The sequence below is a fragment of the Rhodococcus sp. MH15 genome, from assembly GCF_019266045.1.
Lineage (GTDB): Bacteria > Actinomycetota > Actinomycetes > Mycobacteriales > Mycobacteriaceae > Rhodococcus_F > Rhodococcus_F qingshengii.
Genome location: NZ_LPNP01000061.1, coordinates 1,116,008 through 1,138,122 on the forward strand (window position 1 = coordinate 1,116,008; position 22,115 = coordinate 1,138,122).

The following is a 22,115-nucleotide window of genomic DNA, read 5'->3' on the forward strand; positions in this document are numbered from 1 at the left end:
ACAAGAAGAGGTACACACGTGGACAAGACCCTCTCGATGAAAGAGGCCGTCGGCCGATACGTCGAAGACGGGATGACCGTTGCGCTGGAGGGATTTTCGCATCTCATTCCTTTTGCCGCGGCACACGAGATCATCCGGCAGGGCAGAAAGGACCTCACGCTCTGCCGGATGACGCCGGACATCGTTTCCGATCAACTCGTCGCCGCCGGCTGCGTCCGAAAGCTGGTTGCCTCGTTCTTCGCCAGCGGCTCCGCAGGTTCTCTGTACGAGTTACGCAGACGCATCGAGAACCAGGACCCGCTCCCCCTCGAAGTCGAGGAATACAGCCATTACGGCATGGTGTGCCGGTATCAGGCGGGAGCGGCCAGACTTCCCTTCTTCCCGCTGCGGTCGTACGCCGGTAGTGATCTACCCGCACTCAACCCACAACTGAGACTCGTCGAGGATCCGTACGGAGGCGGGAGCGTCTACGTTGTGCCGCCGTTGAATCCGGATGTGACGATCATCGGCGCACAGCGAGCGGACACGTCCGGGAACGCACAGATCTGGGGCATCGCCGGGGTGCAGCAAGAAGCCGTTTACGCCGCGAAGAAGGCGATCGTCGTTGTGGAAGAGCTTGTCGACGACGAGGTCATCAGGTCAGATCCGAGCCGAACTCTGATTCCCTCGCACGCCGTCGACGCGGTTGTCGTCTGCCCGCGCGGCGCGCACCCGTCGTACGCACAGGGATACTACGACCGCGATTGCGGCTTCTACCGACGCTGGACCGAGATTTCCAAAGACCCTTCGTTGCTGAGAAATTGGCTCGACGAATGGGTGTACACACTCGGCGATCACGACGAATATCTCGCCAAGCTCGGAGCCGACTACTGGTCGGATCTCGAGGTCGGATCAAAACTCTCCACACCTGCCGACTACGGGAGCAGACTGTGACCACCACGATTGTCAGCGGTAACACCACCTCCACCGAAACGATCGTCGCCGTCGCGGCACGCGAGTTGGCGGGTAAGCGCCGGGTCTTCGCCGGAGTCGGGCTCCCCACGCTCGCAGTCGATCTCGCGCGCCACACGTCGAATCCGGACGTAGAACTGATCTACGAATCCGGAGTGTGCGGCGCGCATCCGTCGGCGATGGCCGAAGGTATTGCCGACTCCGTCGTGGTCTCCGGCGCCGAATCCGTGCTCAGTATGGCCGCACTCTTCGGTTATGTCCTGCAAGGTGGCAACGTCGACGTCGGTTTTCTCGGGGCCGCTCAAATCGATCGAACGGGAAGCCTGAACACAAGTTTCATCGGTGACTGGAAGAACCCGACGGTCAGACTGCCCGGAGCAGGCGGGGCCGTCGAGATCATCGCGAACGCGGCCGAGATCTTCGTCGTGATGCGTCGCCACGACCTCAGTTCCTTTCCGGCCGCGCTCGACTTCTGCACCTCACCCAGCCCCGCCCGCGCCCACGCCAGCGGAAAGGGCATCATGCCGGCAGGTGCAGGAGTGACAAAGGTGTTCACCAACCTCGGTGTCCTGACACACCAGGGCCCCGGCGGCGAGTTGGAGCTCACCAGTGTCCACGAAGGCATCTCGGTCGATCAGGTGCGAGAGGCGACGGGATGGGATCTGGCCGTCGCCGACCACGTCACCGTCACCACCCCGCCGTCCGGTACGGAGATCGATCTGCTCCGCAACACTATCGACAAAGTCAGGCTGTACCTGCGGTGACACTGTCCCGGAGCCTGCCGACGGCGTCGACCAGCACGGCTTCGGGATACGTCGCGAAACACAGTCGAGCGCTTCGACCAAGGTCCGCTTCGACCGCGAAGGCCGAACCTGGGACAAATGCCACGCCATGCGCGAGCGCGGCACCCAGGAGTTCGGTGGTGTCGACGTCGTCGAGGAAATCCATCCAACAGAACATCCCGCCGCGGACCTCGGAAAAGCGTGCACGCCCACTCAATTCCGTCTCGGCGGCCGTGACCAACGCCTTCGCCCTCGCGCCGTACCCCGCTCGAAGCACGTCGAGATGCGCGTCGAACCATTCGACGTCGGAGAAGAGGTCTGCGGCGATCTGCTGGGTGAGCGAAGACCCGCACAGGTCAGCGCCTTGCTTGATCAGTTCGACCGCCTCGCAGACCTTTCGGTCGCCGTGCAGCCAGCCGACGCGCAGCGCCGGTGCCAGCACCTTGGACGCACTGGACAGCCGAATCACCCTGTCCGACAACGCCGCCAGCGGTGCGGGCGGTTTCTCGCCGAAGTACAGTTCGCCGTACGGGTCGTCCTCGAGAACCCAGAACCCGTATCGGTCCGCCAGTGCCGCCAAGTGCGCTCGCCGCTGCGCCGAAAGCACCGCGCCGCGCGGGTTGTGGAAATTGCTCACGGTGTGAACAACTTTGGGCCGAAGACCGGCGTCGAGTTTCGTCTCGAGCGCGTCGGTGTCCATTCCGTCCTCGTCGAGCTGGACGGGAACGAGACGGGCCTGCGCCGTTCGAAAGACCTGCAGCGCACCGGTATATGCCGGTTCCTCCACGACCACGACGTCACCGGCGTCGAGGAGGACCTGCGCGAGCAAGCTCAAACCTTGCTGAGAACCGTGTGTGATCACAACTTCGGACACGTCGAGTGTCCGCCCGATCTTGGAGGATTCGTGCTCGGCGATCACCTCACGGAGGCGCAGCAGGCCGGAGGTCTCGCCGTACTGAACGGACGAGGGGTCACCGAGTGCGTCGTGGGCTGCCTTCGAGATTCGCTCCCGCGGAATGAAATCGGGATCGGGCAGTCCGCCGGCCAAGCTGATGACGTCGGGCCGGGCAGTCAGGGTGAGCAGATCGCGAATTGCAGAACTACGGAGTCCGTCCATGCGAGCGGACAGCGCGGCGTGTGTCATATGAAGCTCCCAGGCACGCAGAATGAAGGTCAGAGGAAAAACACCCTGAGCCGTCCTGGGTCAACGGGGCGGGAGAGCGCCGAGATACCGACCCTTGATTCGGTCGGTATCTCGACTATCCCACCAATACTTCAGTATGTGAAACAGAGTTCCCACATTGTAAGAAGACTCTGGTCGGTTGTCAGTCCAGGTCGTCGTGACGCATGAGCTGACGAGCAGCCTCGGTGATCGATCCGGTCAGCGACGGGTACACCGAGAACGTCTGCGCCAGGTCGTTGACCGTCAGGTTGTTCTGTACGGCGATCGCGATCGGCAGGATCAATTCCGAAGCAGTGGGTGCGACCACAACACCGCCGATGACCACGCCGGTAGCCGGGCGGCAGAAAATCTTCACGAATCCGCGACGCAAACCGGACATCTTGGCGCGCGGGTTGGTGTTGAGCGGCAACATGACGGTGCGCGCAGGCACCTCTCCGTTGTCGATCGCTGCCTGCGAAACACCCACCGTTGCAATTTCGGGGCGTGTGAAGACGGCCGACGCGACGGTCTTCAACTTGATCGGGCTGACGCCTTCACCCAGTGCGTGGTACATCGCGATACGTCCCTGCATCGCAGCCACCGACGCGAGCGGGAGCAGTCCGGTGCAGTCACCGGCAGCGTAGATACCGGAAACCGTGGTGCGCGAGACCCGGTCGACACGCAGGTATCCACCCTTGTCCAACTCGATGCCGACCCGCTCCAGGCCGAGACCGTTGGTGTTGGGGACGGAACCGACGGTCATCAGAGCGTGGCTTCCTTCGACCGTGCGGCCGTCGGAGAGCTTGACGACGATGCCCTTCTCGGTGCGCTCGACGGCGTCCGCGCGGGCGTGCTTGACGAGGGTGACACCGCGCTCGGCGAGGGCGTCCTCGAGCACGAGCGCCGCATCGGCATCCTCGCCGGGCAGAACACGGTCGCGACTGGACACGAGCGTGACCTTGACGCCCATCTCGGTGTACGCGGAGACGAACTCGGCACCGGTGACACCGGAACCGACCACGACCAGGTGCTCGGGAAGCTCGTCCAAGTCGTAGAGCTGGCGCCACGTCATGATTCGCTCACCGTCGGGCTCGGCTCCCGGGATGATGCGGGGGCTGGCGCCGGTGGCGATCAACACGACGTCTGCGTCGATGGTCTTCTGCTCGCCGCTTCCGAGCGTCGCGCGAACCTGGTGTGCTGCCATGCCGAGGAGTGGATCGGTCAGTTCGGCGGTGCCGGAGAGAACCTCGACGCCTACCGTCTGCAACCGTGCGCGAATGTCCGAGGACTGGGACAACGCGAGACTCTTGACTCGGGAGTGGATCTTCGGCAGTGACACCGAAGCCTGCTCCGGATCCAGAGTGATGCCGAGGTCGGATGCACGACGCATGTCGGTGCGGATTCCGGTGGACGCGATGAACGTCTTCGACGGGACACAGTCGAACAGCACACACGCACCGCCGACGCCGTCCGAATCGACCAGGGTGACCGTGGCCCCGTGCTGCGCGGCTACCAGTGCCGCCTCGTAGCCGGCGGGTCCGCCACCGATGATCACGATCCGGGTCATGTGTCCTCCAAGTCCTCGCGTGGCCGGCAGGGGTCTCCCGTCGACCAGTGTCACGCTATTCGAGCACCACGTGTCGCGCAGTGCTTGTACCAGATTACTTGCGTCCGGTGGTCCGCTTCGCCACACCCTCGGACCACGGTTTAGGCTTGCGCCCGTGTCGATTTATGCCGCCTACGGTTCCAACATGCATCCCGAGCAGATGTTGTTGCGCTGCCCACACTCCCCCATGTCCGGGACAGGGTGGCTGCGAGGCTGGCGCCTGACCTTCAGCGGCGAGGACCTCGGCTGGGAGGGTGCTCTCGCCACCGTGGTCGAAGATCCCGATTCCAGTGTTTTCGTGGTGCTCTACGACGTCCCGGAAGAGGACGAAGTGAGTCTGGACCGCTGGGAAGGTGCCGAACTGGGTCTGCACCGCAAGATCCGCGTGCGGGTCGACACCGCCGGCGACGCGGTACTTGCGTGGCTCTACGTCATGGATGCGTACGAAGGCGGGCTGCCGTCGGCCCGCTACATCGGTGTGATGGCCGACGCTGCCGAGATTGCCGGAGCGCCGGCCGAGTACGTACGAGAGTTGCGGACGAGAAACAGCCGCAATGTCGGTCCGGGTAACGGTGTTACCGATTAGATAGCTGCCCTGCTCAAAGCAGCAGGAAATACGCGAGCACTGCCAGTGCTGCGAGCACCACCACAACCGTCACGCCGATGAGCACACGCTTGGAACCGCGCGACTCCGATTCGCCTGCGACAACTGCAGTTTCCGGCTCGGCGGTCGCCACCCCGGCAGCGGTTTCTGCCGCCACCTTCTCGCGTCCCAGGGTGTCGAACACCTCGGTCACGTCGTGTGAAGGCGGCAATCCGATCGGCACGATAGTGTGCGACGTCGAGGTGAATCCGGCAGCCAGAATTGCGGCTCCCAGCGCAGCCGACTGCTCAGGTCCGGGACCGAGTTCACATCTGACACCGAGCTTTTCGGCAATCCCGGCCGCTATGGACATCATGGCCGCTTTGTCTGTCGCCGGTTCGCCGTCACCGGTGACGACTACGGCGTCCAGGTTCTCCGGCATCCAACCGAACGCACCCAGAGCCGTCGCGAGGCGTGAACTCGGCGAACTCCCGTCGCCGGCAAAGCCGAATGCACGGCCGGCCGCGACACCAGAACGCACGAGGGTGACCGCTGCCCCGGTGTCGTCCACGTGATAGATGCCGATGAGCGTGCCGGCGAGTGCCGCGATTTCCGACTCGAACCACGCCGACACGGCCTCGGCATCCGAGACGAGTGTGACCCGTTCGAGGCCCGCGTAGACCAGCGAATCCTGCATGAGGGCCGCCGTCGACGAGTCCCAGCGTGACGGGTAGGTCGCGACGATGTCGGGCGCTCCCCCGCTTCGACCACCACGATCGGGCAGCGGCTCGCATTCCTGCAACAGACAGCGAATCGAGGTCGCCACCAAATCCTCGGCGCGGTAACGAGTATCGGCAGTTCCCGCGACGCCACTCGGGTCCCCGACGCGACCGACAAAGCCCGACCAGCTCTCGGCGAACTCACGGCCGGCACCCAGTTGCTCGGTGCCACCGAGCACCGTCGTTCCGTCCTTGCGTTGATTGAGGATCGTGTCCCGAACCAATACCACCGGATCGGCCGAACCCGGATCGTTCGACGCAACGACAGCCGTCGACACCAATGTGCCGATTCGCACTCCCACACCTATGGACATGCCCGTACCTTCACTCGAACGACACGAAAAACGGTACCCCCGACGGGAACCGGAACTATCCCAGAACCAGGCTCGTCAGAACCTTCACACCGACGCCGAGTGCTCGCTCGTCGAGATCGAAAGTGGGTTGGTGGATGTCGAGCTGATCGCCCTCACCCGACCACACGCCGAGCCGCGCCATGGCACCCGGCACGGTTTCGAGGTACCACGAAAAGTCTTCGCCACCACCGGATTGCGGGGTGTCCGCCAAAGCATCTTGTCCGACGGTCGCGATGGCGTCCTCGAACATCCGAGTGGACACCTCGTCGTTGACGACCGGAGGCACTCCGCGACGATAGTTGAGTTGGTAGCGAACTCCGGTGGGTGCGAGTAGTCCGTGGACGATTTCTTCCACGAGCGGTTCGAGCAACTCCCAGGTGTCGTGATCGCCGGTACGTACCGTGCCCGTCATCATGCCGGTCTGCGGAATCGCGTTGGGCGCCTGACCTGCGCTGACCGCGCCCCACACCATGACGGTTCCGGTACGCGGATCGATACGACGGCTGAGCATTCCCGGCAGCCCGGTCACGACGGTGCCGAGCGCGTAGATCAGATCCGTGGTCAAATGCGGCCGCGACGTGTGCCCACCCGGAGAGTCGAGGACGACCTCGATCGTGTCGGCAGCAGAGGTGATCGCGCCCAGGCGCATTCCGACCTGGCCTGCCTCGAGTCGCGGATCGCAGTGCAGAGCAAAGATTCTGGACACACCGTCGAGCGCGCCCGCGGCGATGACGTCGAGTGCTCCGCCAGGCATGACTTCCTCGGCGGGCTGGAATATCAGCCGAACCCCGACGGGAAGTTCGGGCAGCGTGGCCAGAGCCAGTCCGGCGCCGAGCAAGATGGTGGTGTGGGCGTCGTGCCCGCATGCATGGGACACACCGGGGACCGTGGACGAGTACGTCGCCCCGGTCGCTTCCTGCATCGGCAAAGCGTCCATGTCGGCGCGCAGTGCGATTCGTGGACCCTCCGGTCCGATATCGCACGTGAGACCGGTGCCACCGGGAAGGATCTTCGGCGACAATCCAGCGGCAGTGAGGCGGGTGGCGACGAATTCGGTGGTCGCGTATTCGCGGCGAGCCAACTCCGGGTTGGCATGGATGTGTCGACGCCACGCGACGAGGTCGTCGGTGTGCGCGTGAATCCACGTGTCGATTGCCGCGTTCACCGGCGATCTACCCCTTCCAACAGACGGGCGCGTTGTTCTGGATCGGACGCTACCCGGACAGCAGTGCGGGCCAACGCAATTGCACCGTCGACTACCGCTCGATCTGCGGAGGTGGTGATACACGCAGCCGCGAACTCCGGCTGATGTGTCACTGCCCCCGATGAATCCAAGCCTATGACCGGGTGAATTCCCGGAATCACATTGGTCACATTACCCATATCCGTACTACCCAGTGGACGGGAGCGCTCCCATTCCGCTGCCAGTGGCACCCGCCCGAGATCGACGATCTGTTCACGGTACGCCGCCGCCAGCCACGGATCGGGGGTCAACTCGGTGTAAGTAGGCGATACCGTGCGGATTTCGTGGGTGCACCCGGTGCCGAGTGCACCCGAGGCGAAGCACGCGTCGGCACGCTCGGACAGATTGGCCAACGACGCGGCCGTTTCGGCACGCAGGTAGTAGAGCAATTCGGACCGAGCCGGAACGATGTTGGGAGCCGTGCCGCCGTCACTGACGATTCCGTGAATCTGCTGACCTGGCTGCAGGTGCTGACGCAACAGTCCGACCGCCACCTGAGCGAGCGTCGCTGCGTCGGCGGCGTTACGCCCGAATTCCGGCGCAGCAGACGCATGCGCCTCGCGACCGTGATAGCTCACGGCGATGTCCGCCAAGGCCAGCGAGGTCGCACCGATGATGTCGATCGGCCCTGGATGAACCATCATGGCGGCGCCGACGCCGTCGAAGGCACCACGCTCGAGCATCAGGACCTTGCCGCCACCGGTTTCCTCAGCCGGAGTACCGATCACTCGGATGGTGATCCCCAGTTCGTCGGCCACGGTAGCCAACGCGATGCCGGCCCCGACCGCGGCGGCGGCAATGATGTTGTGCCCACAGGCATGACCGATCTCGGGCAGCGCGTCGTACTCGGCGCAGATCGCGATGACCAACTCTCCGCTGCCGTAGGTGGCATCGAAAGCTGTCGGCAGATCGACGATCCCGCGAGTGACCGCGAAACCGTGCTGCGCCAGCAGGTCCGACACTTTGGCAGCGCTGCGGAACTCCTCGAAGGCGAGTTCCGGGTCGCTGTGAATCGAATGCGACAGCGCGATCAGATCGGCCTCTACGGACCTGACTGCGCTGTCGACATTCTGGTTCACGCGATCATTGTCTCACCCGAAGGAGAAGTTGCTCTTGTCAGTCACCTGAGCGAGGTCTGCAAGAGCATCGCGGTGGATGCCTGCCTTGATTCCCGCCAAGTTCTTGCCGTGAGTCGACGTCAGTGCCGACGCCTTGGCCACAGCAGCGGCGAGTACTCCGTCGCCGTCGACCGTTTCCTGCACGATGCCGGCAGCGAGTGCGTCGGCGCCGCCGAAGCGACGCCCCGTCGTCATGGCATCGACTGCCGTCTGCTTGGGCAGACGACTGTTCAGCAGTGCAGACATCCCGACAGTGAACGGCATGTTCAGTCCCACCTCGGGCAGGCAGTAGAAGCCGCGGTCCGCGCGCATGATCTGGAAATCGTGCGAGGACGCGAGCATGGCGCCGGCGCCGAACGCGTGCCCCTGCACGGCCGCGACCGTGGCCATCGGGAAGGTCAGCAAACGGCTGTAGATGGTGTGGACCTTGTCCAGGTAGCCGGGGAGACCGTCGAGATTGCCGAAGATCCACGTCGTGTCCAGGCCGTTCGTGTAGAACTTGCCCGTCGCCGTCGTCACCAGGGCTGCGGGCCCCTCGTGCGCTTCGACCTCGTCCAACTTGCTGTGAACAGCGTCGATCCACTCAGGGCCGAAGCGGTTCTCGTTGTCCGTTTCGCCCTCGTTGCCGAGGTACAGGATGAATACGTCGCCGTCGCGTTCGAGATAAGGCATGGATGGGAGAGTAACGCCCGCCAACTCACCCGGCGAACCGACCCGACTCCTCAGTAGGGTTGCTCACATGGGAACGATCGCCGAGGCCGCCGCCGCTGCTCTGTCCGCCATGACTGGCTCTTCGTCACCGTCAGTCGCCATCGTGCTCGGGTCGGGGTGGACCGATGCCGCAGACGTGTTCGGCGACGCCGGTGCGGACGTGACAGCCGAAGTCTCGATGGCGGATCTTCCTGGCTTCGCCCCACCGTCCGCTCTCGGCCATGCGGGCACCATTCGTTCGGTGCGCGTCGGAAACACCGAAGTCCTGCTGCTGCTCGGGCGCGCGCACGCATACGAGGGCCACGATCTCGCCACCGTCGTCCACCCGGTCCGGACAGCCATTGCTGCCGGCGCCGACACCGTCATCCTCACCAATGCGGCCGGCGGTATCCGCGAGGACTACGCAGTGGGACAACCAGTGCTGATCAGTGACCACCTGAACCTGACGGCCCGCTCTCCCCTCGTCGGCGCAGAGTTCGTCGACCTGGTCGACGCCTACTCGCCGGAACTGCGTGCGCTGGCTCGCTCGATCGACCCGGACCTTGCCGAGGGTGTTTACGCCGGGCTTCCCGGTCCGCATTACGAGACTCCGGCCGAGATTCGAATGCTTCGTACACTCGGCGCCGATCTGGTCGGCATGTCGACGGTTCACGAGACCATCGCGGCCCGCGCGCTCGGCGCCCGCGTTCTCGGCATCTCCATGGTCACCAATCTGGCCGCCGGAATCACGGGCGCCCCACTGGACCATCAGGAGGTGCTGGCGGCAGGCAAAGCCTCGGCGGCCCGGATGGGAGTGCTGCTGCGTCAACTGGTCGAGCAGCTGTGACACCACTGAACGTCACAGAGTGGATCGACGCCGATCCGGACCCGGTTACCCGCGCAGAATTAGCAGCCCTTTCGGAACATGAACTGACCGAACGCTTTTCCGCACCACTGACGTTCGGCACTGCTGGGCTTCGCGGGCCGGTGCGCGGCGGACCCAACGGAATGAACCTCGCGGTCGTCATCCGGACCACGGCCGGTCTGGCGGCCTGGCTGACAGCTCGCTGCCAGGGCGGGTCCCGCGTTGTGGTCGGCCGCGACGCCCGGCTCGGTTCAGAGGCATTTGCTCTGGCCGCCGCCGAGGTCATGGCAGCCGCCGGGTTCGAAGTGACCCTGCTCCCCCGCCCACTGCCGACACCGCTGGTGGCGTTCGCGGTGCGCAGGCTCGGGGCAGCGGCAGGTATCCAGATCACCGCCTCCCACAATCCTGCCGCCGACAACGGTTACAAGGTGTATCTCTCGGGCGGAGCGCAACTCGTCTCCCCCGCCGATCGTGAAATCGAGAGCGAGATCGCTCGCATCGGTAGTGCCGCCGACGTCGCGCGAGCATCGGTGATTCCGGCCGACGATTCTCTGGTCGAGCAGTACATCGCCCGCATCGCGACCCTCCCTCACGGCGACGCCCGCTCGATCCGGATTGCGCTCACGGCAATGCACGGCGTCGGGGGTGAGACTGCGACCGCGGCTCTGCGAGCAGCAGGATTCGAGGACCTGCACGTCGTGGCGGAGCAGTTCGATCCCGACCCCACGTTTCCGACCGTCGAGTTCCCCAATCCCGAAGAGCCCGGCGCCGCAGACCGCCTGCTCGCCCTTGCCCGACGTGTCGACGCGGATCTGGCGATCGCACTCGACCCGGATGCCGACCGCTGCGCCGTCGGAGTTCGCGACGGTGATCAGTGGCGCATGTTGCGCGGCGACGAAACCGGGGTGCTCCTGGCCGACCACGTACTGAGCACGGCGCCCGAAGATTCGTTGGTGGCGACGACGATCGTCTCCTCGACCCTGCTCTCGAAGTTGGCGAAAGCCCGCGGAGCCAGGTTTGCGCAGACACTCACCGGTTTCAAGTGGCTCACGCGTGCCGGCGACGGACTCGTCTACGCCTACGAGGAAGCGATCGGGCACTGCGTCGATCCGGATGTGGTGCGGGACAAGGACGGAATCTCGGCTGCCGTGCTGGTGGCCGACTTGGCTGCCACCCTCGCGGTCAGCAACAGAACCCTGCTGGACGTTCTGGGCGACTATGCCGTCGAATTCGGACTGCATCGTGGGGACCAAGTATCCCGCCGCGTCGAGGATTCGAGCGACATCGCCGAAATGATGAAACGACTACGCGCCGATCCGCCAAGCCAACTCGCGGGCGAGCCGGTCACCGTCGAGGACTTGGCCGAGGTTCGCGGTGGTATGCGCACGGACGCAGTGATATTCGACGGACCGTCGATCCGCGTGGTGGTGCGACCGTCCGGAACCGAGCCCAAGCTCAAGTGCTATCTCGAAGTTGTCGTCCCGGTGGCGAACCGCGACGACCTCGCGAACGCAGTAGAGCCGGCGAAGGCCCGGCTCGCCGAACTCCGAACCTTCGCCCTTTCGCTCTAGCGGGGTCCGAACTGCCGATCGCCGGCGTCACCGAGACCGGGGACGATGAAAGCGTTCTCGTCGAGTCCGTCATCGATGCTCGCGATGACCAGACGAACCGGGTGGCCGGACGCTGCCAGCGCGTCGACGCCGGCCGGAGCGGCCACGACGCACACTGCCGTGACATCCGTCGCGCCACGCGCAACCAGCAAGTCGATGGTGTGCACCATCGAACCACCGGTGGCGAGCATCGGATCGAGCACGAACACCGGGATCCCGGACAGATCCGCCGGCAGGGATTCGAGGTACGGAACCGGCTGATGAGTCTCTTCGTCACGTGCCATTCCGACAAAGCCGACGCCGGCCGACGGAATCAGCGCACTCGCCTGTTCGACCATGCCCAGACCGGCCCGCAGCACCGGTACCAACAACGGCGGCTTCGCGAGCCGGATGCCCGTCGTCGCTGCTACCGGGGTGTCGACCGGAAATTCCTCGACCTCCGCGTCACGCATGGCCTCGTAGACCAGCATGTGCGTGAGCCTGCGAAGTGCGGAACGAAAAGTTGCGTTCTCACTGCGTGCATCACGCATTGTCGTCAAGAGGGCCGCCGCGAGCGGATGGTCGACTACGTGCGTTTGCATGACCATCAGAATAGTTCCTCGGGAACCGGAGCACCCCGCGCGGCGTCCAAGAAGGAGTAAGCGCAACGGGGGGAAGACAAGTTGACAAATCTGGATCTGGACGCTGAAAGCATCGCGGAGTTCGCCAGGCGGTTGGGCACTGTTGCCGACAACGTCGCGCAAGCTCGACAGGACGCAGCGGGTGGCGATCACATGGCTCTGTCCGCTGTGCTCGGGCTGATCGGCGGCGACTTCGTCGGCGTCGCGGGCCGGGCACAACAAGCGCACATCGACGACATCGATCGACTGTCCACTGTTATTTCCAGTGTCCGGTCGGCCGCCCTCGACGCTCATGCCGTCTATCTCGACTCCGAGGAATCGGTACGAAGGGCTCTCACCGAAGCCGCACGCTCATGATCGACGTCGACGCACTCGCACGACCGATCATCGATCTGGTCGACACTGTCGGGACTGGTGTCCCCAGCACAAATGGACCCGACGTCGGCATCCGAATCGCCACGGACGCCCTCGAGATCGCCTACCAACTGGGAAGCGCGGCACTGAGCGAACTGGCGTCCTCTCAGAGTTCGTCGACTGCCCTCACTGCTGCGGTGACCAAAACCGAGCAGACGCAGACGTCGACGCGAAACCTCGCCGATCGCGGAAGCGACATCGCCGGCGTCGTGGACGAAGCGACAACGTCCGTGTACGCGGGAATGACCGAACTCGGTGAGATTCTCCAGTCCTTTCTGACACTCGCGATCAAGGCCGGGCCGACGCTGATGACACCGACGGGCCAATTGATGTTGTTGTCGGCCGCGTTGGAGCACCTCGGACGCGCGGTATCGGTTATCGAGCGGGTACGCGGTGAGTTGGCCGGGTCGACCGACAAGATGTCCGCACTCGTCCCGTCCGTCCCGATACCCGATCCCGCACCTGGGGTCTCCGAGTCGGCGGGTGGTTCCGGTTCCGCAAGTGGTTCCGGTTCCGCAAGTGGTTCCGGTTCCGTCGGTGGCGTTGAGGTCGAACTTCCCGACGGCTCGATTGCCACCGCACCGAACGCCGAGGCCGCTGCTGCCGTACGCAACGCGCTCACTCAACAGGGTGTCCCGTACGCCTGGGGAGGCACGACACCCGGAGTCGGTCTGGACTGCAGTGGTCTGACGCAATGGGCGTACGGCCAGGCCGGAGTCGATATTCCGAGGTTGGCTCAGGAACAGGGAATCGGGAACCAGGTCGATCAGAACAATCTGATGCCGGGCGACCTCGCGGTCTGGGACGGACACGTCGCCATGGTGATCGGCAACGGTCAGATGGTCGAAGCCGGCGATCCTGTCGAGATCAGCGCCATCCGAACCACGAACAGCGGCATGGGCTTTCACGGCTTCTACCGTCCGACGGAATGACAGGGAATCATGCCCGAGAACAAGCGCGAATCACCGCCGATCATCACAGCCGTAGCCGTCAACCGCAACGGAACCATCGCGGTCCGTGCCACGGAGCACGCCGTGCCCGTGGACCTGAGGATCAGCCAGGACGAACTGCGGTACGGCGGGCAGCGGTTGGCGCAGCAGATACTCACGCTGTGCTCACATGCAGCAATCGAAGCCGGCGCCCGCCATCGTGTGGAGCTCGAGGAGACCGGAGTCCCGGCAGCGATCCTCGATCGGCTCGGTCTCCCGACCCGAGACGAACTGGCCGATGTCGACGCCGCCGAGGGCCAGAACCTTCCGTCGAGCTGGATGCGTTCGATATGAGCGAGATTGATCGAATCATGGAGCTGGCGAAACACCGGACGGGACTCTTGCAGGACGCCGTCGACGGGGTCGGCGCTCTGCGGGTAGTCGTCTCGAGCGAGGGTGGGATAGTCACGGCGACTGTCGACGGGCTGGGCGCTCTGGTCGACCTACGGATCACCGACGCAATCACCGCGATGAATTCTCAGACGGTGGCCGCATTGACGGTGGCCACGATTCACCAGGCAGTTCAACAGTCCAACGACGAACGCGAGCGACTGGTCAGTGAGCTCCGAGTAGCCCTGAAACAAACGTGACGAACCCCCGCTATGCCTTTCGCGCTGCGGTGGATAGGCTTCCGCCCATGGCTGGAGACATCGTCCCTATCGAAATCGGACTCACCGACGGAGACCTCGTCACTTTGTGGGCACCCCGCTGGCGCGAGGGCGACGACGAGTGGGAAGCGTTTCTCGGCCATGAGGAAGACCTCTACGGGTTCTCCTCCGTCGCGGAACTCGCGGCCTTCATCCGAACGGACTCCGACAACGACCTGGTCGAGCATCCGGCGTGGGCCGTCGTCTCCGGACTGTCGGCAGCCGAGTTGGAACCGGAAGAGAACTTCACGTTCGACTTCGTCGGCGTGCCGGAACTGGCCGCAGGTGACCCTGAGGCACTGGTGGTCTCGGAACTCGAAGACACCCTGAACATGGCTCGCAACATCGGTGAGGTGTGCGAACTCGACGCGGTCATCCGCTTCTTCAGCGGCCATCCGGTACTCGGCGCGCTTGCCACCGGCGCCGGCACCTTCGAAGGCCGCGAAGGCCTGGAGCTGTGGGACCAGGTCGGCGCTGCGATCGTCAAGGACTGGGACGCCGTTCTCGACGCCATCGACAAGGTGGTCACCTCCCCGAAGGTCGATGCAGCTGCTGTGGCGGTCGCCGAAGCTGAACTGCTCGCTGCCGCCGAGAACACCGTCGACGCCGACGATGTCGCCGAGGAGGGCGAGGACGAGGAATTCGACGAAGACGACCTCGAAGAGGACGAAGACGAAGTCGAGACCTTCTGGGGTGAGGTCGGTGTCGACCCGATCCGCATCATCACCTCGGCCGAGACGTTCTACACTCTGCGCTGCTACATGGGAGATCAGGCGATCTTCCTCGGCAAGGACGGACTGATCACCGTCTTCCGTAGCGAGCGCGCACTCGCTCGCTACCTCGCCGACAACCACGAACACGATCTCTCGCAGGTCAGTACGTACGGCGAAATTCAGAATGCGGCCGTCGACGGTTCACTCGAAATCGAGGTCACGGACGAGAACGTCTACGTTCTGCCCGGTATCGCCGACGACCTCGCCCAGGGCCCGGACGTCGTAGATGCCGAGCAGCTGGAACTCGCAGTCGAATTGTTCACCGATGCAGCAGATTTCGCCGACGACGACTCCACCGAGGAGGCTCTGTCCGCGTCGAACGAGCTGGGTTGGTACGTCTCGTACCTCCTCAACCCCGATCCGTCGCGGATGGCTCCGAGTGCGCCGTTCACCAAGGAATCCGAGGCCTGGCGCGAACTCGAACGCGAGTTCGAGGCCCGGCTTCGATCTGAGTAGTCGGGCGCACGTCATCTAGCCGATGAGCACGGCGTAGCCCGGCTTGATGACGTCGTCGATCAACGCGAGGCGCTCGTCGAACGGGATGAAGGCCGACTTCATCGCGTTGATGGTGAAGCGTTCGAGATCGGTCCATCCGTAACCGAAGGTCTCGACCAACGCGGCCATTTCCCGACTCATGGTGGTGTCGCTCATCAGCCTGTTGTCGGTGTTGACGGTCACTCGGAAGCGCAAGTCCGCCAAGAGTCCGAACGGATGGTCCGCCAGGGCGGCTACGGCCCCGGTCTGCACGTTCGAACTCGGGCACAGTTCCAGGGGAATGCGCATGTCACGGACGTAGTTCGCGAGCCGACCCAACTCTGCCCCACCTTGCACTCCTACGTCGATGTCGTCCACGATCCGCACGCCGTGGCCCAACCGATCCGCTCCGCAGAAGGCGATGGCTTCGTGGATCGACGGCAACCCGAAAGCCTCACCCGCGTGAATCGTGAAGTGAGCGTTCGCATCACGCATGTACTCGAAAGCATCGAGGTGCCGGCTCGGTGGGTTACCGGCCTCGGCACCGGCGATGTCGAACCCGACAACCCCGCGGTCCCGGAATCGCACCGCGAGTTCGGCGATCTCCCGCGACCGCGCGGCATGCCTCATCGCCGTGAGAAGACAGCCGATGCGGATCTCCCGTCCCGCGACCCTGGCAGCGGATTCGCCGGCCCGGAAACCTTCGAGAACGTGCTCGACGACCTCGTCCAAACTCAGGCCTTGTTCCAGGTGCTGCTCGGGCGCAAAACGGACCTCGGCATAGACGACGTTGTCGTCGGCCAGATCCTCGGCACACTCACGTGCCACCCGTGCAAGCCCTTCGGGGGTCTGCATCACGGCGACTGTGTGCGCGAACGTTTCGAGGTAGAGCTCGAGCGATCCACTGTCAGCGGCAGTTCGGAACCATTGCGCCAGTTCGGATGCCGTATTCGCCGGCAGCTCGTCGTAGCCACATTGCTCGGCCAGTTCGAGAACGGTCTCGGGTCGGAGTCCTCCGTCGAGATGATCGTGGAGAAGAACTTTGGGTGCGCTGCGGATCGTGGTCAACTCCGGTGCGTTCATTCGCCAACGCTAACGCGAATCACCCACAATTCGCTCGATGAGCAACGGTCGCGAAACGGTGTCGGAATCGGTCCCGATCGACCATCCACCGCCGAGGCTTCGTCGCGCTGCATCAAATCTCTCGGGAGTGTCGGTGTGCAGTGTCATCAGCTTCTGCCCGGCACGGACCACGTCGCCAGGCTTTGCATGCATCTCGATGCCGGCACCGGCCTGAACGGCTTCGCCCTGCCGTTCGCGTCCGGCTCCCAGTTTCCAGGCCGCGATGCCCACCGCCATGGCGTCGAGTCGGGTCAGTACGCCGTCTCGGTCCGCGGTGACGACGTCGCTGTGCCGGGCCACCGGCAGCGTCGCGTGTGGGTCCCCACCTTGGGCGGCGATCATCGCGCGCCACCGGTCCATTGCCGTGCCGTCGGCCAGTTTGTCGGCGGGGTCGATACCGTCGATCCCAGCCGCTGACAGCATCTCCCGAGCCAGGACCAGGGTCAGCTCGACGACGTCCGACGGCCCGCCGCCTGCCAGCACCTCGACGGATTCACGTACCTCGAGGGCGTTGCCCGCCGTCAATCCGAGCGGGGTGTCCATCCCGGTGATGAGAGCGCTTGTACGCACGCCGGCGTCGTTGCCAAGCTCGACCATCGTGCGTGCCAACTCTCGCGCGTCGCCGAGGTCCTTCATGAACGCTCCGGAACCGACCTTGACGTCGAGCACCAGGGCGCCGGTTCCCTCGGCAATCTTCTTGCTCATGATCGAACTTGCGATCAGCGGAATGGATTCCACCGTTCCGGTCACGTCGCGCAGCGCGTAGAGCTTCTTGTCCGCGGGGGCCAGATTCGCTCCGGCAGCGCAGATCACCGCGCCGATTTTCGGGTCCGAGAGAATGTCGACCATCTCCGTCGCCGTGAGCTCGGCTCGCCAACCTGGAATGGCCTCGAGCTTGTCGAGAGTTCCACCGGTGTGGCCGAGTCCGCGGCCCGACAACTGCGGGACTGCAAGACCACAGGCAGCGACGAGGGGTGCAAGCGGAAGGGTGATCTTGTCCCCCACTCCACCGGTCGAATGCTTGTCGACGGTGGGCAGCGGCAAGTCCGAAAAGTCCATCCTCCCGCCGGATTCGATCATCGCCTCGGTCCATCGACCGGTCTCTGCTCGCGACATTCCGCGGAAGTAGATCGCCATCGCGAGCGCCGACATCTGCTCGTCACCGACGATCCCCTGTGTGAACGCCTGAACTATCCAGTCGATCTCGGTTCCCGACAGCTCGCGGCCGTCACGCTTGGCGCCGATGATGGAAACTGCGTCAAACATGGCGGAGCCCCTCTGCTTGTTCCGGCCCGAAAGCATCAGGCAACAGCTCGCTCAGCGGCTTGAACCCACTGCTCGTGTCGACAAGCATCTCACCCCCGCCGTGCTCGAGGAGAAGCTGTCTGCACCGGCCGCACGGCATCAGAATCGAGCCCTTCGCGTCGCAGCACGTGAAGGCAATCAGCCGCCCGCCCCCGGTGGCGGCCAAGTTACCGACGAGTCCACATTCGGCACACAGGCTCAAACCGTATGAGACATTTTCCACATTGCATCCTGAGACGATCCGACCATCGTCTACCAGGGCAGCTGCACCCACTGCATAGCCCGAGTACGGTGCATAAGCCTGCCGCATGACCACTTGCGCGTTGTGCCGCAACAACTTCCAGTCGATGTCGCCCATGGTTCGTTATCCAATCACGCCGACTGAATGGATGCAGAAACCACGCCGAAACAGTCTCGGCGAGATTGGAAAGGCAAACCTTACAAAGAGTTTGGTACGCGTACGAATCCCGCATCTGATTAGTTCCCGGTTTCACATAGGTTTAGAGTCTGAGTCAAGTCGGTTCAGGATCCCGTCGAGCCCGGGCTGAGGTACATCGAAGCTCTCTGCAGGCTCGACGCGTCCACCAATGACGTTGGAGGCACAGCACTCGATGAGTACTACGACTGAAGCCGCTCCTCAGAAGGAGCGCACGAGGTCGCTTTACCGGGGCGACCCCGGAATGTGGTCCTGGGTTCTACACCGGATCACAGGCGTCGCTACTTTCTTCTTCCTATTCGTACACGTTCTCGATACGGCACTCGTTCGGGTCAATCCCGATACGTACGACGCCGTCATCGACACGTACAAGAACCCCCTCGTCGGCCTCATGGAGATCGGCCTCGTCGGCGTAGTCCTCTACCACGCCCTCAACGGCGTGCGCGTGATGTTGGTGGACTTCTGGTCGAAGGGCCCGAAGTACCAGCGCGTCATGCTCTGGACCATTCTGACGATCTGGTTCCTGGTGATGATCCCAGGCGCCGGACGCATCCTCATCAACATGTTTGCGGAGCACTGACATGGCGACTACTCACGGACCCGAAGCCAAGAGCCTGGGCACCTCATACGACCGTCCCGCAAGCCTGGACAACCCGCGGTCCCCGCGCGCGAAGGCTCGGAACAACTTCGAGTTGTACGCATGGCTGTTCATGCGCTTCTCCGGCGTCGCCCTGATCGTTCTGGTCCTGGGCCACATGTTCATCATGCTGATGCTCGACGGTGGCGTTCACCGTCTGAACTTCGCGTTCGTCGCAGGTCGCTGGTCCAGCCCGTTCTGGCAGTTCTGGGATCTGACGATGTTGTGGCTGGCACAGCTGCACGGCGGTAACGGTCTGCGCACGGTCATCGCGGACTACTCCCGCAAGGACTCCACGCGCTTCTGGCTGACCACGATCCTCGTTCTCTCGATGATCCTGATCATGGGCCTGGGCACGTACGTCATCTTCACCTTCGACCCCAATATCTCGGCGAGCTAGGGGAGCACAGACTTCATGCAGGAACATCGTTATGACGTGGTCATCGTCGGCGCCGGTGGCGCAGGCATGCGTGCGGCAATCGAAGCTGGCCCCCGTGCCCGCACGGCCGTACTGACCAAGCTCTACCCCACCCGCAGCCACACCGGCGCGGCCCAGGGCGGCATGTGTGCCGCACTGGCGAACGTGGAGGAAGACAACTGGGAGTGGCACACCTTCGACACCGTCAAGGGCGGCGACTACCTCGCCGACCAGGACGCCGTCGAGATCATGGCCAAGGAGGCCATCGATGCGGTGCTCGACCTCGAGAAGATGGGTCTGCCGTTCAACCGCACGCCCGAAGGCAAGATCGACCAGCGTCGATTCGGTGGCCACACACGCGACCACGGCAAGGCACCCGTCCGCCGTGCGTGTTACGCCGCCGACCGCACCGGTCACATGATCCTGCAGACGCTCTACCAGAACTGCGTCAAGCACGACGTCGAGTTCTTCAACGAGTTCTACGCCCTCGACATCGCCATCACCGAGACCGAGGACGGCCCGGTTGCCACCGGTGTCATCTGCTACGAGCTCTCGACCGGCGAGCTGCACATCTTCCACGCCAAGTCGATCGTCTTCGCGACCGGCGGCTCGGGACGCATGTACAAGACGACGTCCAACGCGCACACCCTCACCGGTGACGGCATGGGCATCATCTTCCGCAAGGGCCTGCCCCTCGAGGACATGGAGTTCCACCAGTTCCACCCGACAGGACTCGCCGGTCTCGGCATCCTGATCTCGGAAGCCGTCCGCGGTGAAGGTGGCATTCTCCGTAATGCCGATGGTGAACGCTTCATGGAGCGTTACGCACCCACCATCAAGGACCTCGCTCCTCGTGACATCGTGGCGCGTTCGATGGTCCTCGAGGTTCTCGAAGGCCGCGGCGCCGGCCCGAACAAGGACTACGTCTACATCGACGTGACGCACATCCCCGAGGAAGTTCTCGACGAGAAGCTCCCCGACATCATGGAGTTCTCGCGCACCTACCTCGGCGTGGACCCCGTCAAGGAGCCCGTGCCCGTCTACCCGACGTGCCACTACGTCATGGGCGGTATCCCCACCAAGATCAACGGTGAGGTGCTGCGCAACAACGACGAGATCGTCAAGGGTCTGTACGCGGCCGGCGAATGCGCCTGTGTCTCCGTACACGGTGCAAACCGTCTCGGTACCAACTCGCTCCTCGACATCAACGTGTTCGGCCGTCGCGCCGGCATCGCTGCCGCCGAGTACGCGAACTCCACCGAGTTCGTCGACATGCCGGAAACCCCGGCCGCGATGGTCGAAGACTGGGTCGGCGTCATCCTGTCCGATCACGGCCACGAGCGCGTTGCGGACATCCGCACCGAGCTGCAGCAGTCGATGGACAACAACGCCTCCGTCTTCCGCACCGAAGAGCGCCTCACCCAGGCTCTCAAGGATGTGCGTGCTCTCAAGGAGCGCTACAACCACATCACGGTCCAGGACAAGGGCAAGCGCTACAACAGCGACCTGCTCGAGGCCATCGAGCTGGGCTTCCTCCTCGAAATGGCAGAGGTCACCGTCGTCGGCGCCCTCAACCGCAAGGAATCGCGCGGCGGCCACGCTCGCGAGGACTTCCCGGATCGCAACGACGCCGAGTACATGAAGCACACGATGGCGTACAAGGAGGGTGACGGCCTGCTCTCCGACATCCGTCTGGACTACAAGCCGGTGATCCAGACCCGCTACGAGCCGATGGAGCGTAAGTACTGATGTCTGCGCCTGCTGTAGATGCACCCAAACTCCCCGCTGTTCCCGAGGGGGCCGTCATGGTCACTCTCAAGATCGCGCGGATGAATCCCGAATCGGGCGAGGGCCAGCACTGGGACAGTTTCCAGGTCCCGGCACTGCCCACCGACCGTCTGCTCAACCTGCTGCTGTACGTAAAGGGTTACCTCGACGGCACCCTCACGTTCCGTCGCAGCTGCGCACACGGTGTCTGTGGATCGGACGCCATGCGGATCAACGGTGTGAACCGTCTGGCCTGCAAGCTGCTGATGAAGGACATGCTGCCCAAGGACGGCAAGCCGGTCACCATCACGGTCGAGCCCATCAAGGGCCTGCCCGTCGAGAAGGACCTGGTTGTCGACATGGAGCCCTTCTTCGACGCATTCCGCGCCGTGAAGCCGTTCCTCATCACCAGTGGCAACGAGCCCACTCGTGAGCGCATCCAGAGCCAGCACGACCGTGCTCGTTTCGACGACACCACCAAGTGCATCCTCTGCGCATGCTGCACCACGTCGTGCCCCGTGTACTGGAGCGACGGCAGCTACTTCGGTCCCGCTGCCATCGTGAACGCACACCGGTTCATCTTCGACAGCCGTGACGAGGCCGCTTCCGAGCGTCTCGACATCCTGAACGACAAGGACGGCGTGTGGCGTTGCCGCACCACGTTCAACTGCACCGACGCGTGCCCCCGCGGCATCCAGGTGACAAAGGCTATTCAGGAAGTCAAGCGAGCACTGCTCTTCGCTCGATAGTCAGGCCTTCGGCCCTGTGCGC

The 22,115-nt window shown here is 63.9% G+C and carries 24 protein-coding genes; 14 read left to right on the top strand and 10 right to left on the bottom strand.

Annotation, left to right across the window (positions count from 1 at the left end):
- Positions 1–18: 18 nt before the first annotated feature.
- Together ATN37_RS13170 and ATN37_RS13175 are read left to right on the top strand one after the other, a co-directional pair.
- Positions 19–933: a CoA-transferase gene (locus tag ATN37_RS13170; protein WP_308125210.1), complete on the top strand. Its 915-nt coding sequence runs from the start codon at positions 19–21 to the stop codon at positions 931–933.
- The gene (locus ATN37_RS13175; RefSeq protein ID WP_003940707.1) at positions 930–1,715 is read left to right on the top strand and encodes a 3-oxoadipate--succinyl-CoA transferase subunit B; all 786 of its coding nucleotides are present in this window, start codon (positions 930–932) and stop codon (positions 1,713–1,715) included. The genes ATN37_RS13170 and ATN37_RS13175 overlap by 4 nt, the downstream gene beginning before the upstream one ends.
- Here the strand turns inward: ATN37_RS13175 and ATN37_RS13180 are convergent.
- Entirely contained in the window at positions 1,696–2,877 is a 1,182-nt protein-coding gene (locus tag ATN37_RS13180; protein ID WP_218695231.1) for a PLP-dependent aminotransferase family protein, read from the bottom strand. The genes ATN37_RS13175 and ATN37_RS13180 overlap by 20 nt on opposite strands.
- Positions 2,878–3,058: 181 nt before the next feature.
- Entirely contained in the window at positions 3,059–4,462 is a 1,404-nt protein-coding gene (locus tag ATN37_RS13185; protein ID WP_003940987.1) for an NAD(P)H-quinone dehydrogenase, read from the bottom strand.
- 154 nt (positions 4,463–4,616) lie between these two features.
- Between ATN37_RS13185 and ATN37_RS13190 the strand changes: the two genes are divergently transcribed.
- Positions 4,617–5,087 (top strand): gamma-glutamylcyclotransferase, encoded by a 471-nt coding sequence (locus tag ATN37_RS13190; protein ID WP_003940753.1) that lies wholly within the window; start codon positions 4,617–4,619, stop codon positions 5,085–5,087.
- A gap of 13 nt (positions 5,088–5,100) precedes the next feature.
- On the opposite strand, the gene ATN37_RS13195 is transcribed toward ATN37_RS13190, so the two are convergent.
- Genes ATN37_RS13195 through ATN37_RS13210 form a run of 4 tightly spaced genes read right to left on the bottom strand, consistent with a single transcriptional unit; the run spans position 5,101 to position 9,249 of the window.
- A complete protein-coding gene (locus tag ATN37_RS13195; protein WP_030535059.1) occupies positions 5,101–6,177 on the bottom strand; it encodes a hypothetical protein in 1,077 nt (358 codons plus the stop codon).
- A 55-nt stretch (positions 6,178–6,232) separates the two neighbouring features.
- Positions 6,233–7,381, bottom strand: coding sequence for a M20 family metallopeptidase (locus tag ATN37_RS13200; protein WP_003940741.1), 1,149 nt, complete (start codon positions 7,379–7,381; stop codon positions 6,233–6,235).
- Positions 7,378–8,538, bottom strand: a complete 1,161-nt coding sequence (locus ATN37_RS13205; RefSeq protein ID WP_083057788.1) for a M20 family metallopeptidase — start codon at positions 8,536–8,538, stop codon at positions 7,378–7,380. The genes ATN37_RS13200 and ATN37_RS13205 overlap by 4 nt, the downstream gene beginning before the upstream one ends.
- A 12-nt stretch (positions 8,539–8,550) precedes the next feature.
- A complete protein-coding gene (locus tag ATN37_RS13210; RefSeq protein ID WP_003940710.1) occupies positions 8,551–9,249 on the bottom strand; it encodes an enoyl-CoA hydratase-related protein in 699 nt (232 codons plus the stop codon).
- A gap of 67 nt (positions 9,250–9,316) precedes the next feature.
- On the opposite strand from ATN37_RS13210, the gene ATN37_RS13215 reads away from it, so the two are divergent.
- Both ATN37_RS13215 and ATN37_RS13220 read left to right on the top strand, forming a co-directional pair.
- The gene (locus ATN37_RS13215; RefSeq protein ID WP_064688923.1) at positions 9,317–10,114 is read left to right on the top strand and encodes a purine-nucleoside phosphorylase; all 798 of its coding nucleotides are present in this window, start codon (positions 9,317–9,319) and stop codon (positions 10,112–10,114) included.
- Positions 10,111–11,703, top strand: a complete 1,593-nt coding sequence (locus tag ATN37_RS13220; RefSeq protein ID WP_218695233.1) for a phospho-sugar mutase — start codon at positions 10,111–10,113, stop codon at positions 11,701–11,703. The genes ATN37_RS13215 and ATN37_RS13220 overlap by 4 nt, the downstream gene beginning before the upstream one ends.
- Here the strand turns inward: ATN37_RS13220 and upp are convergent.
- Complete coding sequence (gene upp / locus ATN37_RS13225) at positions 11,700–12,323, bottom strand: uracil phosphoribosyltransferase (RefSeq protein WP_007727319.1); 624 nt, start codon at positions 12,321–12,323, stop codon at positions 11,700–11,702. The genes ATN37_RS13220 and upp overlap by 4 nt on opposite strands.
- Before the next feature lie 81 nt (positions 12,324–12,404).
- Between upp and ATN37_RS13230 the strand changes: the two genes are divergently transcribed.
- From ATN37_RS13230 to ATN37_RS13250, 5 genes are read left to right on the top strand one after another with little or no spacing between them, the layout of a single operon-like run.
- A complete protein-coding gene (locus ATN37_RS13230) occupies positions 12,405–12,719 on the top strand; it encodes a type VII secretion target (protein ID WP_218695235.1) in 315 nt (104 codons plus the stop codon).
- Complete coding sequence (locus ATN37_RS13235; protein ID WP_209448544.1) at positions 12,716–13,708, top strand: C40 family peptidase; 993 nt, start codon at positions 12,716–12,718, stop codon at positions 13,706–13,708. The genes ATN37_RS13230 and ATN37_RS13235 overlap by 4 nt, the downstream gene beginning before the upstream one ends.
- A 9-nt stretch (positions 13,709–13,717) precedes the next feature.
- The gene (locus ATN37_RS13240; RefSeq protein WP_050654874.1) at positions 13,718–14,059 is read left to right on the top strand and encodes a hypothetical protein; all 342 of its coding nucleotides are present in this window, start codon (positions 13,718–13,720) and stop codon (positions 14,057–14,059) included.
- Positions 14,056–14,355 (top strand): YbaB/EbfC family nucleoid-associated protein, encoded by a 300-nt coding sequence (locus tag ATN37_RS13245; RefSeq protein ID WP_007727324.1) that lies wholly within the window; start codon positions 14,056–14,058, stop codon positions 14,353–14,355. The genes ATN37_RS13240 and ATN37_RS13245 overlap by 4 nt, the downstream gene beginning before the upstream one ends.
- A gap of 47 nt (positions 14,356–14,402) precedes the next feature.
- The gene (locus ATN37_RS13250; protein WP_003940713.1) at positions 14,403–15,641 is read left to right on the top strand and encodes a hypothetical protein; all 1,239 of its coding nucleotides are present in this window, start codon (positions 14,403–14,405) and stop codon (positions 15,639–15,641) included.
- A 15-nt stretch (positions 15,642–15,656) separates the two neighbouring features.
- On the opposite strand, the gene ATN37_RS13255 is transcribed toward ATN37_RS13250, so the two are convergent.
- From ATN37_RS13255 to ATN37_RS13265, 3 genes are read right to left on the bottom strand one after another with little or no spacing between them, the layout of a single operon-like run.
- Complete coding sequence (locus ATN37_RS13255) at positions 15,657–16,742, bottom strand: adenosine deaminase (protein WP_050654872.1); 1,086 nt, start codon at positions 16,740–16,742, stop codon at positions 15,657–15,659.
- A 9-nt stretch (positions 16,743–16,751) separates the two neighbouring features.
- Positions 16,752–18,047, bottom strand: coding sequence for a thymidine phosphorylase (locus ATN37_RS13260; RefSeq protein WP_003940738.1), 1,296 nt, complete (start codon positions 18,045–18,047; stop codon positions 16,752–16,754).
- Positions 18,040–18,444, bottom strand: a complete 405-nt coding sequence (locus ATN37_RS13265) for a cytidine deaminase (protein WP_042449639.1) — start codon at positions 18,442–18,444, stop codon at positions 18,040–18,042. The genes ATN37_RS13260 and ATN37_RS13265 overlap by 8 nt, the downstream gene beginning before the upstream one ends.
- Positions 18,445–18,697: 253 nt before the next feature.
- Between ATN37_RS13265 and sdhC the strand changes: the two genes are divergently transcribed.
- Genes sdhC through ATN37_RS13285 form a run of 4 tightly spaced genes read left to right on the top strand, consistent with a single transcriptional unit; the run spans position 18,698 to position 22,093 of the window.
- Positions 18,698–19,102, top strand: a complete 405-nt coding sequence (gene sdhC / locus ATN37_RS13270) for a succinate dehydrogenase, cytochrome b556 subunit (RefSeq protein WP_020969155.1) — start codon at positions 18,698–18,700, stop codon at positions 19,100–19,102.
- Between the two features lies 1 nt (position 19,103).
- Positions 19,104–19,559, top strand: coding sequence for a succinate dehydrogenase hydrophobic membrane anchor subunit (locus ATN37_RS13275; RefSeq protein ID WP_003940699.1), 456 nt, complete (start codon positions 19,104–19,106; stop codon positions 19,557–19,559).
- A gap of 15 nt (positions 19,560–19,574) precedes the next feature.
- Positions 19,575–21,326 (top strand): succinate dehydrogenase flavoprotein subunit, encoded by a 1,752-nt coding sequence (sdhA, locus tag ATN37_RS13280; protein ID WP_003941011.1) that lies wholly within the window; start codon positions 19,575–19,577, stop codon positions 21,324–21,326.
- Positions 21,326–22,093, top strand: coding sequence for a succinate dehydrogenase iron-sulfur subunit (locus ATN37_RS13285; protein ID WP_003940925.1), 768 nt, complete (start codon positions 21,326–21,328; stop codon positions 22,091–22,093). The genes sdhA and ATN37_RS13285 overlap by 1 nt, the downstream gene beginning before the upstream one ends.
- Positions 22,094–22,115: the final 22 nt, after the last annotated feature.

Excerpts from the sequence above, each read along its gene's own strand:
- ATN37_RS13210 (WP_003940710.1), bottom strand. The coding sequence starts at position 9,249 with ATGCCTTATCTCGAACGCGACGGCGACGTATTCATCCTGTACCTCGGC.
- ATN37_RS13265 (WP_042449639.1), bottom strand. The coding sequence starts at position 18,444 with ATGGGCGACATCGACTGGAAGTTGTTGCGGCACAACGCGCAAGTGGTC.
- ATN37_RS13240 (WP_050654874.1), top strand. The coding sequence starts at position 13,718 with ATGCCCGAGAACAAGCGCGAATCACCGCCGATCATCACAGCCGTAGCC.
- ATN37_RS13195 (WP_030535059.1), bottom strand. The coding sequence starts at position 6,177 with ATGTCCATAGGTGTGGGAGTGCGAATCGGCACATTGGTGTCGACGGCT.
- ATN37_RS13275 (WP_003940699.1), top strand. The coding sequence starts at position 19,104 with ATGGCGACTACTCACGGACCCGAAGCCAAGAGCCTGGGCACCTCATAC.
- ATN37_RS13250 (WP_003940713.1), top strand. The coding sequence starts at position 14,403 with ATGGCTGGAGACATCGTCCCTATCGAAATCGGACTCACCGACGGAGAC.
- sdhA (WP_003941011.1), top strand. The coding sequence starts at position 19,575 with ATGCAGGAACATCGTTATGACGTGGTCATCGTCGGCGCCGGTGGCGCA.
- upp (WP_007727319.1), bottom strand. The coding sequence starts at position 12,323 with ATGCAAACGCACGTAGTCGACCATCCGCTCGCGGCGGCCCTCTTGACG.
- ATN37_RS13255 (WP_050654872.1), bottom strand. The coding sequence starts at position 16,742 with ATGAACGCACCGGAGTTGACCACGATCCGCAGCGCACCCAAAGTTCTT.
- ATN37_RS13245 (WP_007727324.1), top strand. The coding sequence starts at position 14,056 with ATGAGCGAGATTGATCGAATCATGGAGCTGGCGAAACACCGGACGGGA.
- ATN37_RS13285 (WP_003940925.1), top strand. The coding sequence starts at position 21,326 with ATGTCTGCGCCTGCTGTAGATGCACCCAAACTCCCCGCTGTTCCCGAG.
- ATN37_RS13215 (WP_064688923.1), top strand. The coding sequence starts at position 9,317 with ATGGGAACGATCGCCGAGGCCGCCGCCGCTGCTCTGTCCGCCATGACT.
- sdhC (WP_020969155.1), top strand. The coding sequence starts at position 18,698 with ATGAGTACTACGACTGAAGCCGCTCCTCAGAAGGAGCGCACGAGGTCG.
- ATN37_RS13260 (WP_003940738.1), bottom strand. The coding sequence starts at position 18,047 with ATGTTTGACGCAGTTTCCATCATCGGCGCCAAGCGTGACGGCCGCGAG.
- ATN37_RS13185 (WP_003940987.1), bottom strand. The coding sequence starts at position 4,462 with ATGACCCGGATCGTGATCATCGGTGGCGGACCCGCCGGCTACGAGGCG.
- ATN37_RS13235 (WP_209448544.1), top strand. The coding sequence starts at position 12,716 with ATGATCGACGTCGACGCACTCGCACGACCGATCATCGATCTGGTCGAC.
- ATN37_RS13180 (WP_218695231.1), bottom strand. The coding sequence starts at position 2,877 with ATGACACACGCCGCGCTGTCCGCTCGCATGGACGGACTCCGTAGTTCT.